At 72.8% G+C, this 15932-nt stretch carries 11 protein-coding genes; 5 read left to right on the forward strand and 6 right to left on the reverse strand.

Going from position 1 to position 15932, the window contains the following annotated elements:
- Positions 1-6: 6 nt before the first annotated feature.
- Together HCK04_RS43790 and HCK04_RS28010 are read right to left on the reverse strand one after the other, a co-directional pair.
- Positions 7-1584 (reverse strand): oxidoreductase, encoded by a 1578-nt coding sequence (locus HCK04_RS43790; RefSeq protein WP_142650389.1) that lies wholly within the window; start codon positions 1582-1584, stop codon positions 7-9.
- A 334-nt stretch (positions 1585-1918) separates the two neighbouring features.
- Entirely contained in the window at positions 1919-3160 is a 1242-nt protein-coding gene (locus HCK04_RS28010; RefSeq protein WP_142650390.1) for a DUF5685 family protein, read from the reverse strand.
- A gap of 114 nt (positions 3161-3274) precedes the next feature.
- Here HCK04_RS28010 and HCK04_RS28015 point away from each other — a divergent pair, with 114 nt between their 5' ends.
- Together HCK04_RS28015 and HCK04_RS28020 are read left to right on the forward strand one after the other, a co-directional pair.
- The gene (locus HCK04_RS28015) at positions 3275-4039 is read left to right on the forward strand and encodes an enoyl-CoA hydratase/isomerase family protein (RefSeq protein ID WP_142650391.1); all 765 of its coding nucleotides are present in this window, start codon (positions 3275-3277) and stop codon (positions 4037-4039) included.
- A gap of 131 nt (positions 4040-4170) precedes the next feature.
- The gene (locus HCK04_RS28020) at positions 4171-4674 is read left to right on the forward strand and encodes a hypothetical protein (RefSeq protein WP_142650392.1); all 504 of its coding nucleotides are present in this window, start codon (positions 4171-4173) and stop codon (positions 4672-4674) included.
- Positions 4675-4757: 83 nt separating this feature from the next.
- Here the strand turns inward: HCK04_RS28020 and HCK04_RS28025 are convergent, their stop codons facing one another.
- Positions 4758-5078, reverse strand: coding sequence for a hypothetical protein (locus HCK04_RS28025; protein ID WP_142650393.1), 321 nt, complete (start codon positions 5076-5078; stop codon positions 4758-4760).
- Positions 5079-5347: 269 nt separating this feature from the next.
- Here HCK04_RS28025 and HCK04_RS28030 point away from each other — a divergent pair, with 269 nt between their 5' ends.
- Positions 5348-10672, forward strand: coding sequence for a non-ribosomal peptide synthetase/MFS transporter (locus HCK04_RS28030; protein WP_142650394.1), 5325 nt, complete (start codon positions 5348-5350; stop codon positions 10670-10672).
- Between the two features lie 7 nt (positions 10673-10679).
- Here HCK04_RS28030 and HCK04_RS28035 read toward each other — a convergent pair whose 3' ends face one another.
- Together HCK04_RS28035 and glgC are read right to left on the reverse strand one after the other, a co-directional pair.
- Complete coding sequence (locus tag HCK04_RS28035; protein WP_142650395.1) at positions 10680-11540, reverse strand: phosphotransferase; 861 nt, start codon at positions 11538-11540, stop codon at positions 10680-10682.
- Positions 11541-11565: 25 nt separating this feature from the next.
- The gene (gene glgC / locus HCK04_RS28040; protein ID WP_260617430.1) at positions 11566-12939 is read right to left on the reverse strand and encodes a glucose-1-phosphate adenylyltransferase; all 1374 of its coding nucleotides are present in this window, start codon (positions 12937-12939) and stop codon (positions 11566-11568) included.
- Between glgC and glgA the strand changes: the two genes are divergently transcribed.
- Complete coding sequence (gene glgA / locus HCK04_RS28045) at positions 12877-14067, forward strand: glycogen synthase (RefSeq protein WP_142650396.1); 1191 nt, start codon at positions 12877-12879, stop codon at positions 14065-14067. The two genes, glgC and glgA, sit on opposite strands and share 63 nt — an antisense overlap.
- Here the strand turns inward: glgA and HCK04_RS28050 are convergent.
- Positions 14045-15085, reverse strand: coding sequence for an alcohol dehydrogenase catalytic domain-containing protein (locus HCK04_RS28050; protein ID WP_142650397.1), 1041 nt, complete (start codon positions 15083-15085; stop codon positions 14045-14047). The two genes, glgA and HCK04_RS28050, sit on opposite strands and share 23 nt — an antisense overlap.
- 58 nt (positions 15086-15143) lie before the next feature.
- Between HCK04_RS28050 and pgeF the strand changes: the two genes are divergently transcribed.
- Complete coding sequence (pgeF, locus tag HCK04_RS28055; RefSeq protein ID WP_142650435.1) at positions 15144-15833, forward strand: peptidoglycan editing factor PgeF; 690 nt, start codon at positions 15144-15146, stop codon at positions 15831-15833.
- The last annotated feature ends 99 nt before the right edge of the window (positions 15834-15932 follow it).

Consider the following 15932-nt stretch of genomic DNA (forward strand, 5'->3'; position numbering starts at 1 on the left):
TCCCGTTCAGGGGGCGTTGGACGGCCGCAGGAGCCTGCTCGCGCCGGCGATGAGCGCGGTGGCGAGGATCCAGCCCGCCGCGATCAGTCCATTCGCCAGCCACTGGGTCCATCCGGCCGGCTCCCAGGCCCCGCGCTGCTCGAACACGCTCACCGGCACCAGCAGGTCGAGCGTGTAGACGAAGGCGTTGAAATGGCGTGACTCGTCCAGGCCGATCTGGTGCGGCGGCCACCGCGTGAAGATCGCCGTGCCCGTCGCGAGGAGCAGCGCGGCCCACAGCCCGGCGAGCCAGGGCCGGTATCCGTACCCGACGAGCCCGTCGAGCAGCCGGCCCCACAGCCGCCCGGGCGGCCGCAGCGTCCGCCGCCGCGCCCGCTGCCTGGCCAGCAGCACCCGGCGCGCGTCCGGCTCGTGGCCGATGCGCCGGCAGTAGGCGGCGAGCTGCTCGTACGGCTGGGGGCGGTAGCCTCCGGGGTCGCGCCGCAGCCAGGAGAGCCGGTCGGCCAGGGTCGCCGGGCCGCGCAGCGACTCGTACGTCAGCCCTTCGAGCCGCACGTGGCCCGGGCAGCTCTCCGGGCGGTCGAACAGCACACCGAAGCGGGAGTAGCCGAGGTTGACCTCGCCCTCGATCGACTCGGGCAGCAGGATGAGCTCGTCCGCCTGCATGTGGCTCAGGTGCAGCGCCCGTCCGGTCGCCCGCAGCACCGCCCCGTGGAACGACAGGACCCCGCGGATATGCGCGCCGCGCAACCGTACGGTGCCGTGGGCGGTGAAGCCCGCGCCGAGCTCGGCCGCGTCGGCCTGCAAATGGTCGGCGTGCACGGCGGGGACGCCGTCCGCGGTGACGACCGCGCCCTGGAGGTAGAGCCCGCTGGCGAACCGGGCGCCGATCAGCCGCAGCCCGCCCGTGGCCCGCATGTTCCGTAAGAAGGCGCTGCCGTCCACGACCAGCCCGCCGGCCCACAGCGCGACCGACTCCCAGGTGCGCGGCTCCTGCGATCCCTCCGGCCCGCTCCAGTGCGCCTGCTCCAGGAGGGACGGCGCCCCGGGCGGCGTGCCCCGGTAGGGATTCTGGCCGGGTGTGCCCAACCGGGCACCGGAGAGCCGGAGCTGCCCGGTCACGTGGGCGTTGTCCAGGCGCACCCCCTCGCGTACGGCCGATCCGTCGAGGTCGAGCAGCCCGTCGATCGTGGCCCGGCTGGCCCGGAAGCGGACGATGTCGCAGCGGCGCAGCCGCACGCCCCTGGTCCTGGCGTCGTTGAACGAGACCGTCCCGGCGATGTGACAGTCGAGCAGGTGGATCTTCGCCTCGATCGTGGCGTCGGACAGGTTGAGATCGCCGATGATCCGGGCCCCGGCGAGCCGGACGCCCGGCACCCGGGCCGAACCGCCGGCGCCCCGGTCGAGCACCAGGGCGGAGATCACCTCCGCCCTGACCACCCGGGAGCGGCCCCACTCGCCGCCCGAGGAGGGATCGGTCTCCCGGCCGTGGCGCAGGTCGACCCAGTCGCCGGAGGGATAGGCGTCCCAGAGCCGGCGCTCGGCGGGGGTGAGCCGGCGGAAAGGGGGGCGCGATCTTCCCATGGGCCGACGATAGCGCCGATCCTCGCAAGGGCCGCCGCGCTGCTCACCTATCTGATGGACCGCCGCCCGGACGGACCAGCTGCCGCCGTACCATGGCGTGAGCTCCGATACCTCTGACCATTCGTCCTTCTCGTCGCCATCCCCTCGTCGGCGGGAATGCTCCTCTCAAAGCCCCGGCGGCAGGCCACGATCAGGTATCGGCCCCGCGCCCGCGGGGATGGTCCCTCCCTGTTCACCGCGACGACCACGACCGGCTTCCACGGCCGCACGAGTCATGCGGTTCCCTACGACCGCCTCCTGGGCACGGACGGCCCGGCCGCGCCCGCGTGAGCCGTCAGGCGCCGCAGTCGCAGCAGCAGCCGTCACCACAGCAGCAGTTGTCCCCGCAGCAGCAGCCGTCGCCCGAGCAGCAGTCGGAGCATGACGAGCAGCAGTCGGCGCAGTCACAGCAGTCCGAGCAGTCGGGGCAGTCGCAATCGCCGCACCAGCAGCGCTCGCTCCACGGCGCACCCCGATATTCGCTCCACGGCGGGCGGTAGAGCCCGCAGGTCAGGAAGACCCCCATCCCGGCCAACGCGGTCAGCGCGATCCCCGGGCGGTCGCCGGGACCCCTGGGGGAGCCGCCGGGCGGGGCGTCGGGCGGCGTGGGGGAGGCGTCCCCGGCCGCCATGCGGTGTGTGCCACAGGCGGCGTGGGCACGCGTCCCGAACGCCCGGTCGACGGCACGCCGGGTCTCGTCGCACAGCAGCGCCTCGACCAGGTGCCGCTCCTCCAGTTCGAGGTCGCGTACGGCCAGGCGCAGCCCGTGCAGCGCCTCCTCGCACACGCGCCGGGCCTCGGCGGGCGAGGCGCCGGTCGCGTCAAGCGGGTTGTACGCCCCGCGGGCCCGGTCCTCGGCGAGGTCCTCGACCGCGTCGATCACATGCGCGATCCGGCCGAAGAAACGGCCGGCCTCACGCAGGCTCTCCACGTTGCCCGGCCGGCCGGCGAGCACGGCGGTGTGCGCGAAGGCCGCGGCCACGGCGGTCTCGGTGGGCTCGGTGACGTCGAGCAGGCCGCGCCCGGGGGACGACTCCAGCAGCGCCTGGCGGGCGGAGACCTCGGTCAGCACGGCCGTGTCGAAGCCGATCGACTCAGCGCCGCGCCGGGCGGCCGAGGCCCAGGCCGAGGCCATGGCGCGCAGGGGGAGTCCGGCCACGCGCCGGGCCGCGATCCCGTCGCCGTCGGACGCGTGGTCGCGGATCTTGCCCGAGGCGAGGGCCAGCGAGACCACGGCCGCCAGGCGGGCGCCCGGGTCGTCCGACGGCACCACCTCCGCCCGCTGGAAGCCGCGCAGCGCGCAGGGCCCGGCGGTCCGCCGGTTCTGCGACAGGTCCCCCGTCTGAGCCCGCGTCTGTGCCCGTGTCTGTGCTTCGGTCAGGACCGACAGGATGAGGCCGTCGTAGTTGGTCGCCATCCGGGCCGGCTGCCCGTGCCGGTCGCGCAGCGTCAGACAGAGCCCGCACAGGTGCGCGCGCCAGGCCGCGTGGACGGACGGGCAGGAGTGGCGGGCACACGGCCGGAGGATCCCGAACACCGAGAGACTCCTTGGGGGGAAGGCGTACGGGATCGTCCCGCTGCGCGGCGATTATGCCATCACGCGTCGGGACCCCGCTGGCGCAGCGGGACGGGCGAACCGGACAATCCAGAGATGGAAGTTACCGACGGGTTCGACCTGACCCTCGACGAGCACGTCGCCACCCTCACCTTCGACCGGCCCGCCAAGCGCAACGCCGTGACGGCCGCCATGTGGCGGGCGCTGCCGGGCATCCTCGCGGACCTCGCCGCCGACGCGAAGGTACGCGTCCTCGTCCTCACCGGAGCGGGCGGAACTTTCTGTTCCGGTGCCGATATTTCGGAAATTCATGAGCTTGGCGATAACGAGGATGACACCGGTCTCACCGTTGTCGCAGAGCACGCGCTCATGACCTTTCCGAAACCCGTGATCGCGATGATCGAGGGATACTGCGTCGGCGGCGGATGCCAGCTCGCGCTCGCCTGTGATCTGCGCGTCGCGGCGGACGGGGCTCGCTTCGGCGTCACCCCGGCCAAGCTCGGGATCGTCTATCCGCTCAGCTCCACGCGGCGGCTCGCGGAGATCGCCGGACCCGCCACGGCGAAGCTCCTGCTCTACTCGGCGGAGCTCATCGGCGCAGATCACGCCTTGCGCACCGGCCTCGTCGACGAGGTCTGCCGTCCGGAGGACCTCCGCGAGCGCGTGTACGGCCTGGCGGCCACGATGGCCGGCCGGTCCCGGCTGACGCTGGCGGCGGTCAAGCAGATCATCGACGGCCGGGCCGGGGAGGCCGAGGTGCGCGCCTGGCAGCGGGAGGCCCGGGAGAGTGGCGAAATGGCCGAAGGTGTCCGGGCATATCGGGAGGGGCGTTCCCCTGGATTCTCTTGGGATGCAAAATAGGCATAAACGGGACTCGCAGTGGTAATGACCCTGTGAGGTGTGAGATGTCGCAGAATCTATTCGCCAGGTTCGCTCGCTGGCTGGGACTTGACAGGAATCCGCTTCGGCGCCGGTGCGACCGGGTCGAAGCGGTGGTTCGGCTTGTCGCGGTGCTGGGGATCGTGGCCGCGATCGTGTTCGGCGTGATGCTGGGCATGCGCGAGTACGGCAAGGGCCTGAAGACGGAGGCCGAGCAGGCGCGCACGCGGCATCAGGTCGTCGCCACACTGACGGGCAACGTGACGACGCCCCGGCTGTCGGTGGCCGGAGCGGCGGTCGGGCATGCCCAGGCCACCTGGGTGGCCCCCAACGGCACGGTGAGAGCCGGTGTCATCGAGGTCTCGCCCAACAGGAACGCGGGAGAGACCGTGCGCATCTGGACCGACGACAAGGGCGTGATCACGCCCCGGCCACAGGACCGGGAGACCACGGTGGTCGCCGCGCTGACCGTCGGCACGGGCATCCCGCTGGCCGCGACCGCGATCCTCGCGCTGCTGGTGACCTGCACCCGCCTCCTCAACCAGCGCAGGGCCCGCCGGGTATGGGAGGCCCAGTGGACCGTGGTCGAGCCCATGTGGCGGATCAACGGCCGCTGACCGGACTCACGCCACAGGCTTCACGACTCAGAGCTCGCGACTCAGGGCTCGCGACTCAGGGCTCGCGACTCAGGGCTCGCGACTCAGGGCTCAGCGGTTGCCTGAAGAAGGTGCCGACGGGCCCGGCTCCACGTGTCCTCGAACTCGGCCGAGGTCAGCGCGTGGGGCTCGTATCCCTCCCACTCCTGCACAGGACTCTCGGCGGTCAGGCCGTAGGTCGCCTCGTACCGGCCGATCCGCCCCTCCTCATAGGCCTGTTGCCATTCCTCCAGCGACGCCGCGGCGACGGGGACGCCGCTCGGTCCGCTGAGCTCGATCTGGCGGGTCACCCAGCCGCCGGCATCCACCTCGAAGTAGAACCAGATGTCCTCTTCGTCCGAATAGGCGCGGAACCAGTGCGTCATGGCGTCATGGTGCCGCATCCGAGGATCCGGCCGGCCCGATCCACAGGTCTCCGGGGTGAAAGTTTCAGCGACACGGCGTGCGGCGAGCGCTGGTCGTCCCGGAAACCGGACGGACCATCGTCGGCTACGCCCAGGCGCGGTGCCGCCAACGTAAAGTGACGCATAACGTCCAGATGACCAAATGTCGCCTATGTGATTAACGCCGAAACAAAGATCGTTTCACTGCGTGCGTGACTGTCCGCCTGTACGCCATCGAAGGGCCGTGTCACATGTCTGTGGCTGACCTGTCAGACGCCAAGCGAGAACTGCTCCGACGCAGACTGCGGGCCCGCTCCGCACGCGACTCCATTCCCCGGCGCCCGGAGGGCGTCGAACCCCCGATGTCCCCGGCCCAGGAACCGCTGTGGTTCATGGAGCAGTTCACACCGGGCACCACCACCTACACCCTGGTGCTCGCCGTACGGCTGCCTGAGCCGCTGGACGAGGACCGGCTGGCCCACGCACTGGCCGCGCTGCCGGCCCGGCACGAGGGCCTGCGCCAGCGGTTCACGGCGACCGAGGAGGGCGCGCCCGCCGTCCACGTCGTGGACACGGCGGAGGTGCCGCTGAACCGCACCACGGCGGCCACCGACGAGGAGGCGATCGCGCTCATCGGCGCCGAGACCGCCATCCCGCTCGACCTCGCCGAGGGCCCGCTGCTCAAGTGCGTCGTCGTCAGCAAGGCCGAGGACGAGCACATCGTCGCCCTGCTCGTGCACCACATCGTGGCCGACGGCCAGTCGCTGCACCTGCTCATGCGCGACCTGCTCGCGCTCTGGCACGGCGAGGAGCCGCCCGCGCCCGCCGTACGCTTCGGCGACGTCGCCGTGTGGCAGCGTGCGCGGTCCGTGGACCGCGAGCTGGACTACTGGCGCGGGGAGCTGGCCGGGCTGCCGCGCCTCGAACTCCTCACGGACCGGCCCCGCCCGGCGCTGCAGACACTCGACGGCGCGACCCACGTGCGCCTCCTCCCGCCTGATCTGATGGACGGCGTCGCCGCGCTGAGCCGCGACCACGGCGCGAGCACGTTCATGACCCTGCTGGCCGCCTACCAGGTCCTGCTCTCCCGGCTGACCGGCCAGGACGACTTCGCGGTCGGCGTGCCGGTGGCCGGGCGGAGCAGACCGGAGTTCGAGAACGTTGTGGGCATGTTCGTCAACATGCTGGCGATACGGGCCCGGCTGGACGGCGAGCCGACGTTCGCCGAGCTGCTGGCCCGCACCAGGAGCACGGTCCTCGCCGCGCTCGATCACGAGGAGCTGCCCTTCGCCCAGCTCGTCGAGGCCCTCGGCGTGCCCCGGGACACCAGCAGGCCGCCCCTGATCGACACGATCTGCTCGATGAACGAGTTCTCCCCGGGCGACGGCATCGAGGTCCTCCCGCTGGCCCCCGTGTCGGCCAGGCACGACGTGGAGCTGTACGCCGCGCCCACCGGAGACGGGGGCCTGAACTGCGCGTTCACCTACCGGCCCGAGCTGTTCCGCGAGGACACGATCGCCCGGATGGCCGGGCACCTCGAAGACCTGCTGCGCGCGATCGTGCGCGACCCGCACGTCCCGATCGGCCGGCTGCCGCTGACGGGCGACGACGCGCTGATCGCCGGCTGGAACGCGACCGGCGCGGACTACCCGGACACGGCCACCCTGCACGGCCTGATCGAGGAGCAGGTCGCCCGCACCCCCGAGGCCGTCGCGGTGACCTTCGCCGGGCGGTCGTGGACCTACCGGCAGCTCGACGAGCGCGCCAACCGGATCGCGCACCGCCTCACGGGGCTCGGCGTGCGGCCGGGCGGCCTGGTCGCGGTCTGCGCCGAACGCTCGCTCGACCTGGTCGCCGCCCTGCTCGGCGTGCTCAAGACCGGCGCGGCGTACGTGCCGCTCGACCCCGGCTATCCCGCCGACCGGCTGGCGTTCATGCTGGCGGACTCGGGCGCGCCCGTCGTGCTGACCCAGCAGGACCTGGCCGAACGGCTGGCCACCGGCGGCGCCGTCATCCTGCCGCTCGACCTGGACGCCGTATGGGACGGGCTGCCGGCGACCCCGCCCGAGGCGAGGGGCGAGCCCGGCACGGCCGCGTACATGATCTACACCTCCGGGTCCACCGGCCGGCCGAAGGGCGTGCCCAACAGCCACCGCGGCATCGTCAACCGGCTCGACTGGATGCAGAAACGGTTCCGGCTCACCGACGCCGACGTGGTGCTGCAGAAGACCCCGGCCGGGTTCGACGTCTCGGTGTGGGAGTTCTTCTGGCCGCTGCTCACCGGCGCGCGGCTCGTGCTGGCCGAGCCCGGAGGCCACCGCGACCCGGCCTACCTGCGTGATCTGATCAATGCCGAGCGGGTGACCGTCCTGCACTTCGTGCCGTCCATGCTCGGCGCGTTCCTCGCCGAGGAGGGCGTGGAGACCTGCACCTCGCCGCGCGTCATCGTGTGCAGCGGGGAGGAGCTGCCCGTCGACCTGGCCGAGCGCTGCCTGCGCACGCTCCCGGCCGAGCTGCACAACCTGTACGGCCCCACGGAGGCGGCCATCGACGTCTCCGCCTGGCAGTGCACACTGCCCGCGCTGGCGGGCCGGGCGCGGGTGCCGATCGGCTCGCCCATCCAGAACATCACGCTGCACGTGCTCGACCGCCACGGCGAGCCCGTGCCCGTGGGGGTGCCCGGCGAGCTGTACATCGGCGGCGTGGGCGTCGCGCTCGGCTACCACGCCCGCCCGGAGCTGACCGCCGAGCGCTTCGCCGGAGGCCGCTACCGCACCGGCGACGCGGCCCGCCGGCTGCCGGACGGCACGATCGAGTTCCTGGGCCGCCTCGACGGCCAGGTCAAGCTGCGCGGCCTGCGCATCGAGCTCGGCGAGATCGAGGCCGTGCTCCGCGAGAAGGCCGGGGTGCGGGACGCCGCGGTGATCGTGCGCGAGGACGTGCCCGGCGACCCCCGGCTGGTCGCCTACCTCGTGGGCGACGACGTGCCCGAGCCGGCCCAGGTGCGCGCGGCGATCAGGGGCACGCTGCCGGAATACATGCTGCCGTCGATGTTCGTCGTGCTCGACGCCCTTCCGCTCACGCCGAACGGCAAGCTCGACCGGGCCGCCCTGCCCGTCCCGCAGGCGCAGGCCGACGTGCCGTACGCCGAGCCGGAGACCGAGACCGAGCGGGCCGTCGCGGCAGTCTGGGCCGACGTGCTGGCGGCCGAGCGGGTCGGGGCCGACGACGACTTCTTCGATCTCGGCGGCCACTCGCTGCTCGCCGTCCAGGTCGTCGCGAAGCTCCGCAGGGCCCTGCCCGCCGGGTCGGCGCAGGTCGGGCTGGTGGACATCTTCACCTACCGGACCGTGCGCGAGCTGGCGGCCTACGCCGGATCCGGCGAGGACCGCCCGCGCCCGCTGCTCCAGCGGCTCACCCCGGCGCGTACGGCGAGCGTCACCTACGTGTGCGTGCCGTACGGGTCGGGCAGCGCCGTGGTCTACCAGCCGCTGGCCGACGCCCTGCCGGCGGACCAGGCGCTGTACGCGCTCGCGATCCCGGGCCACGACGTGGGCCTGGACGAGGAGCCGATGGAGTTCGGCGAGCTGGCCGCCCGCGCCACCGAGGAGATCCTCGCCATCGAGGGTCCTCTGGTGATCTACGGCCACTGCGGGGTCGGCGCCGCGCTCGCGGTCGAGCTGGCCACCCGGGTCGAGGCGGCGGGCCGTGAGGTGGACGCCGTCTACGCCGGGGCGATCTTCCCGTTCGCCCGGCCGCGCGGGCTCATGCGGGCGCTGTCGAGAATCGGGGAGTTCGACCGCCTCCGCAGCAGCCAGACCGACATCAACCGCCTCAAGGCCCGCGGCGTGGACCTGGAGGAGCTCGATCCGGGCGTGGCCGACCGCATCATCCGCACGATGCGCCACGACTCGAAGGCCGCGGAGAAATACTTCACCGGGCTGTTCGACGCGCCGGACCGGCCACGGTTACGCGCGCCGATCATCTCGGTGGTCGGCGAGCGCGACCCCGCCACCGACTTCTACACCGAGCGCTACCGCGAGTGGGGCTTCCTCACCGACGTCACCGCGCTGGTCGTCCTGGACGAGGGCGGCCACTACTTCCTGCGCTACCGCGCGGAGGAACTGGCCGCCGCCCTGCGCACCCACACCCACATGGAGGTCTCCGACCGCTCGGCCAACCCCTCGTGGTGGGTGCACGCGGTCTCACGCGGCTCCGACGCGCCCGGCCCGGACGCACCCAAGGTACGGCCCGGCATGGGCCGCTTCCTCACGATCTCCGCCGGGCAGCAGCTCTCGATGATCGGCTCGGCGCTCACCGGGTGGGCCCTGCCGCTGACCGTCCTCATGGACTCCGGTTCGATCGGGCAGTTCTCCACGCTGGCCGTGCTCAACCTGGCCGGGCTGCTGATCTCCCCGCTGGCCGGGGCGATCGTCGACCGGGCCGACCGGCGGCGCGTGATGCTGTGGGCCGACTGCGCCTCGGCCGGAATCCAGGCCGTGCTGGCCGCGCTGCTCCTCTTCGGCGACATCCGGATCTGGCAGATCTACCTGCTGATCGTCGCTCTATCGGTGGCGGCGAGCTTCCAGCGGCTGGCCTACCAGTCGGCGGTGCCGCAGCTCGTCCCCAAGCACTACCTCGGCCACGCCATCGGCGTCACCCAGATGACCAACGGCGTCGCGCAGCTCGTCGTCCCCCTCGTCGCGGCCGGGCTGCTGGCCTGGATCGGGCTCGGCGGCATCGTGGCGATCGACGTGGCGAGCTACGCGTTCGCCATCGTCACGGTGCTGCTGGTCCGCTTCCCCGACACGCTGCCCTGGCGGCCGCGCGAGCCGCTGAGCACGGAGATCGCCAAGGGCTTCACGTACACGTGGCACGACCGGGGCCTGCGCTCGACGCTGGTGTTCTTCGCCGTGCTCAACGTGTTCCTGTCGCCGCTGCTCCTGCTGGTCTCGCCGCTGGTGCTGTCCTTCGCCACGCTGAGGGACGTCAGCGTGATCTCGCTGGTGTCGGGGCTCGGCGTGCTGCTCGGCGGGCTGACCATGTCGCTGTGGGGCGGCCCGCGCCGCGGGCGGTTCCGCGGTGTGCTGGCCTTCGCCGTGGCCATCGCGGCGGGCGCCGTCGTCACCGGCCTCGCCCCATCGCTCGTCGTGGTCGGCGCGGGGGCGTTCGCGCTGTCCTACTTCCTCACGCTGATGAACGGCATCTACGTCACGATCGTGCAGATCAAGGTGCCCGCGCGGTTCCACGGGCGGGTCTTCGCGCTCAACACGCTGGTCGCCTGGTCGACGCTGCCCATCGGCATCGGCCTGGTCGCGCCGCTCGGCACCGCGCTGTTCGACCCGCTGCTGGCCCCGGGAGGGGCGCTCGCCTCGACCGTGGGCGCCGTGATCGGGGTGGGCCCCGGCCGTGGGATCGCCTTCCTCTATCTGGTGTGCGCGCTGGGCATGATCCTCGTGGCGGCGGGCGCCCTGCGGGTGAGGCGGCTGGCCCGCCTCGACACCGAGATGCCGGACGCGCCGCCCGACGACCTCGTCGGTGTCGAGGCCATCCGGAGCCGCGCCGCCTCGAACTAGCCGCGAACTAGAGGCGCCGGGTCAGCGCGCCGAGGTTGGCCTCGACCCAGCGGAGCCGGGCGAGCGTGCCGGTGGGCTCGTCTCGCCCGGCTCCGCCGAGGAAGGCCAGATAGCCGCGCACCCAGCCGCCGAAGACCCAGGGCTCCGCAGGGATGTCGCCGCCGGCTTTGCGATAGCCGCTCACGGCGGCGTCGAACCGGTCGAAATCGACGCTCCCGTCGAGGCGGGCCGCCCAGTCGAGGGCCATGCCCGCGGCCTCCTGCTCGGCGACGTACGGACCGGCGGTGTCCCAGTCGATGATCGCCAGGCTGCCGTCGAACCGGAGCAGGGCGTTCTTCGGGTGCAGGTCGCCGTGCGACATGGTCAGGGTGCCCGCGCCGGACGGCCGCGCCGTCGCGGCTTCGAGGCCGGCCGGCCCCCACGCCGGATCCCCGGCCGGGTGGCCGCCGGGGCCGGAGGGGTCCGCCCGGGGTGGTTCCTGGGGAGCGACGGCACGACCGGCCGCGTGGACGGCGGCCACCAGCTCGCCCATCGCGGCCGACAGCTCGGGGCTGAGATCGCCGAGGGCGGGCGCCTTCCCGTCGAGCCAGCGGTGCACCCGCACCGAGCCGTCCCCGATCGGGACGACGTACGCCCCCGTCGCGGGCGACGGGACCGGCTCGGGCACCGGGATGCCCGCCCGCCAGGCCGCGACCTCGATCTCCACGGCGGGCGCGGCCGACGGGGGCAGCCGCTTCACGGCGTACGCGCCGGTGATCGTGTCGAGCCGCCACACCTCGTTGTGGTAGTAGCCGGCCACCCGCAGCCCGCGGGTCACCGCCAGGCCGAGGCCGAACGCGTCACAGACCACGCCGATATCGAGATCCATCCCCGCATTCTGCCCCGCCCGGGGCTCAGCGGTCGACGATCTCGTTCTTCCCGATCACGACCACACCGCTGCGGGTCACCGCGAAACGCTGGCGGTCGTACTCCAGGTCGAAGCCGATCCGGGCGCCGTCGGGGATGACCACGTTCTTGTCGATGATGGCCTTGCGCACGATCGCGCCCCTGCCGATCTTGACCGAGCCCATCAGCACCGAGTCTTCGACGTGCGAGTGGGAGTGCAGCACCACGCCGGGGGACAGGATCGAGCGCACCGCGGTGCCGCCCGACACGATCACCCCGGGCGACACGAGCGACTCCAGCGCGTGCCCCACCCGGTCGCCCTCGTTGTGCACGAACTTCGCCGGCGGCAGCGGATCGTTGCCCGTGTAGATCGGCCACCGGTCGTTGTAGAGGTTGAAGACCGGCTGCACCGAGATGAGGTCCATGTTGGCCTCGTAGTAGGCGTCGAGCGTGCCCACGTCGCGCCAGTAGCCGCGGTCGCGCTCGGTCGAGCCGGGCACCACGTTGTTCGCGAAGTCGTACACCTCGGCGCCGCCGCTCTTGACGAACATCGGGATGATGTTGCCGCCGAGGTCGTGCCTGCTGCCGGGGTCGAGGGCGTCCTCGCGCAGGGCCTCGATGAGGGCCTGGGTCTTGAAGACGTAGTTGCCCATCGAGGCGAAGATCTGGTCGGGCGCGTCGGGCAGGCCCACCGCGTCCTTCGGCTTCTCGCGGAACGCGACGATCCGGCGGCCGGAGGGGTCGGCCTCGATGACCCCGAACTGGTCGGCCAGTTCGAGGGGCTGGCGGATCGCGGCGACGGTCACGTCCGCGCCCGAGTCGACGTGCTGGTCGACCATCTGGCGGGGATCCATCCGATAGATGTGGTCCGCGCCGAAGACGATCACGTGATCGGGCATCTCGTCGTAGATCAGGTTGAGGTTCTGGAACAGCGCGTCCGCCGATCCGGCGAACCAGCGCGGCCCGAGCCGCTGCTGCGCGGGCACGGGAGTCACGTAGTTGCCGAGCATCGACGACAGCCGCCACGTCCGGGAGATGTGCCGGTCCAGGCTGTGGTTCTTGTACTGCGTCAGCACCACGATCTGCCAGTAGTGCGCGTTGGCCAGGTTCGACAGCACGAAGTCGATGAGCCGGTAGATGCCCCCGAAGGGCACGGCGGGCTTGGCCCGGTCCGCGGTCAGCGGCATGAGCCGCTTGCCTTCACCACCAGCGAGCACGATCGCCAGGACCTTCATAGGCAGGACCTTAACCCGCGAAATGGCTAACAAACACCAGTTACACCGGCAAACAGCGCGGATCGGGACTCTAAGCTCACTCGTATGCGTGTCGATCTGCTGAGCCGCGAGTATCCGCCCGAGGTGTACGGCGGCGCCGGAGTCCATGTCGAATACCTCGCGCGGGAGCTCCGCCGGCTGGCCGACGTGCGCGTCCGCTGCTTCGGCGCTCCGCGCGAGGAGCCCGGCGTGCGGGCCTATCCGGTGCCCGGGGGGCTGTCGGGCGCGAACGCCGCACTCCAGGTGCTCGGGGTCGACGTCGAGATGGCGGCCGGCTGCGAGGGCGCCGACGTCGTGCACAGCCACACCTGGTATGCCAACTTCGCCGGCCATGTCGCCAAGATGCTGTACGGCGTGCCGCACGTGATGACCACGCACAGCCTGGAGCCGCTGCGGCCGTGGAAGGCCGAGCAGCTCGGCGGCGGATACACGCTCTCGTCGTGGGCGGAGCGGACCGCGCTCCACGCCGCCGACGCGATCATCGCGGTGTCCGAGGGCATGCGCCGCGACGTGCTCACCGCATATCCCGAAATATCGCCCGATCGGGTGCGGGTGATCCACAACGGCATCGACACCGAGGAGTACGCGCCGTCCCGGGGCGCCGAGGCCCTGGTGAAGCACGGCATCGACCCGGCCGTGCCGTACGTCGTCTTCGTGGGGCGGATCACCCGGCAGAAGGGCCTGGTGCACCTGCTCCACGCGGCCCGGTCGTTCGACCCGGCGGCGCAGCTCGTGCTGTGCGCGGGCGCGCCCGACACGCCGGAGATCGCCGAGGAGGTCACGGCGCTCGTACGCGAGCTGTCGGCCTCCCGCAAGGGCGTGGTGTGGATCTCCGAGATGCTGCCCAGGCCCGAGGTGATCCAGATCCTCACGCACGCCACCGTGTTCGTGTGCCCGTCGGTGTACGAGCCGATGGGCATCGTGAATCTGGAGGCGATGGCGTGCGAGACCGCCGTCGTGGCGACCGCGACCGGAGGCATCCCCGAGGTCGTCGCCGACGGCGAGACGGGCCTGCTCGTCCCGATCGACCAGGGCGCGGACGGCGAGCCGCACGACCCGGAGGTGTTCGCCGCGGCGCTGGCCGAGCGGGTGAACGCGGTGCTCGGCGACCCGCGCCTGGCCGCCGCGATGGGCGAGGCCGGGCGCGTGCGCGCGATCGAGCACTTCTCCTGGCGGCGGATCGCCGAACGCACTCACGAGCTCTACGCGTCGCTCAGCCGGACGAGCTCGGGATGATCATGGTGACGCCCGGATGCGCGCCCGGCCGGGTCAGCGCGTCCGGCGCGTCGTCCAGGCCGATGGTGCGGGTGACCAGCAGGCCGGGGCGGAGCACGCCGGCCGCGATCAGCTCCAGCATCGGAGGATAGGCGTGGGCGGCCATGCCGTGGCTGCCCACCAGCTCCAGCTCGTGCGCGATGACCCGGCCCATCGGCAGGGACGTCTCCCCGGGGAGCAGGCCCACCTGCACGTGGCGGCCCCGCCTGCGCAGGCCGCCGATCGACGCGGCGCAGGTGGCGGCGGCGCCCAGCGCGTCGAGGGAGACGTCGGCGCCGCCCCCGGTGGCCGTCCTGACCCGCGCGGCGGTCCCCTCGGGACCGTCGCCCGCCAGGACGCACTCGGCCGCGCCGAACCGCTTGGCCAGGTCGAGCGCGCCGGGGGAGACGTCCACCGCGACGACCCGCGCCCCCACGGCCACCCCGATCATCACGGCGGACAGCCCGACCCCCCCGCAGCCGTGCACGGCGAGCCACTGGCCCGCCCGCACCCGCCCCTGCTCGACGACCGCGCGGAACGCGGTGGCGAAGCGGCAGCCCAGGCTCGCCGCCGTCGTGAACGCCATGCCGTCCGGCAGCCGCACGAGGTTCACGTCGGCGTGGCCGATCGCCACCAGCTCGGCGAACGACCCCCAGTGGGTGAAGCCGGGCTGCGTCTGGCGCTCGCACACCTGCTGGTTGCCGGTCGTGCACTCGCGGCAGCTCCCGCAGGCGCAGATGAACGGCACCATCACCCGGTCGCCCGGCCGCCAGTCGCGCACCCCCGGCCCGGCGGACTCGACCACACCCGCCAGCTCGTGCCCCGGCACGTGCGGCAGCACGGTGATGTCCGCGTCGTGGCCCATCCACCCGTGCCAGTCGCTGCGGCACGCCCCGGTCGCCTCGACCCTGATCACGACGCCGTCCGGCGGCGCCACCGGGTCCGCCACCTCGCGCACCTCGGCCCGCCCGCCGAACTCCTCGTACACAACCGCGCGCATGTCACGCTCCTTTCCCGGGTCGTACGCTAATCGGGTGATTGTGATCGATCGGGTGCGGATGGCCTTCACCGACCGGCACGGCGGCGTGAGCACCGGGCCGTACGGCACGCGCAACCTCGGCGGGGCGGTGGGGGACGACCCGGCGGCGGTCGCCGAGAACCGGGCGAAGACGGCCGCGGAGTTCGGGCTCGACCGCGTGGTCTTCATGCGCCAGGTCCACGGGACCGACGTCGCCTACGTGGAGGAGCCGTTCGGGGAGGAGCCGCCCGCGCTGGACGCGGTGTTCACCGACCGTCCCGGGCTCGGCCTGGCGGTCCTGGTCGCCGACTGCGCGCCCGTGCTCGTGGCCGACCCGGTGGCCGGCCTGGTCGGCGGCGCGCACTCCGGGCGGCCGGGCACCGAGGCGGGCGTGGTGCCCGCCCTGGTCGAGGCGATGGCCGCGCGGGGCGCCCGGCCGGAGCGGATGACGGCCGTGATCGGGCCGTCGGCCTGCGGCCTGTGCTACGAGGTGCCGGAGGACCTGTGCGAGCGCGTCGCCGCCCGCGTGCCCGAGACCCGGTCGCGGACCCGGCAGGGCACGCCCGCGCTCGACATCCGGGCCGGGATCGCGGCCCAGCTCGCCCGGGCCGGCGTCGCCGACGTCCGGCACGACGACCGCTGCACGATCGAGACCGCCGGCCTCTACTCCTACCGCCGGGAGCGGCGCACCGGGCGCTTCGCCGGCTACGTCTGGCTCACCGCCCCCTGAGCCGCCCCTGAGCCCGCCCCGCCGCGGCCCCACAGCCGCTTCGCCGCTCGAAGCCGGTCCGCCGCCGCTTCGCCGCGAAGACCGCGCCGCCGTCGGAGA

It is taken from the genome of Microbispora sp. CL1-1 (assembly GCF_012034195.1).
GTDB lineage: Bacteria > Actinomycetota > Actinomycetes > Streptosporangiales > Streptosporangiaceae > Microbispora.

Bases quoted from the DNA above. Each gene is read 5' to 3' on its own strand.
- HCK04_RS28050 (WP_142650397.1), bottom strand. From the start codon at position 15,085: ATGCGCGCGGTTGTGTACGAGGAGTTCGGCGGGCGGGCCGAGGTGCGC.
- HCK04_RS28025 (WP_142650393.1), bottom strand. From the start codon at position 5,078: ATGACGCACTGGTTCCGCGCCTATTCGGACGAAGAGGACATCTGGTTC.
- glgA (WP_142650396.1), top strand. From the start codon at position 12,877: ATGCGTGTCGATCTGCTGAGCCGCGAGTATCCGCCCGAGGTGTACGGC.
- glgC (WP_260617430.1), bottom strand. From the start codon at position 12,939: ATGGACTCCGGCGCCGCCGTACACCTCGGGCGGATACTCGCGGCTCAG.
- HCK04_RS43790 (WP_142650389.1), bottom strand. From the start codon at position 1,584: ATGGGAAGATCGCGCCCCCCTTTCCGCCGGCTCACCCCCGCCGAGCGC.
- HCK04_RS28030 (WP_142650394.1), top strand. From the start codon at position 5,348: ATGTCTGTGGCTGACCTGTCAGACGCCAAGCGAGAACTGCTCCGACGC.
- pgeF (WP_142650435.1), top strand. From the start codon at position 15,144: ATGGCCTTCACCGACCGGCACGGCGGCGTGAGCACCGGGCCGTACGGC.
- HCK04_RS28035 (WP_142650395.1), bottom strand. From the start codon at position 11,540: ATGGATCTCGATATCGGCGTGGTCTGTGACGCGTTCGGCCTCGGCCTG.
- HCK04_RS28015 (WP_142650391.1), top strand. From the start codon at position 3,275: ATGGAAGTTACCGACGGGTTCGACCTGACCCTCGACGAGCACGTCGCC.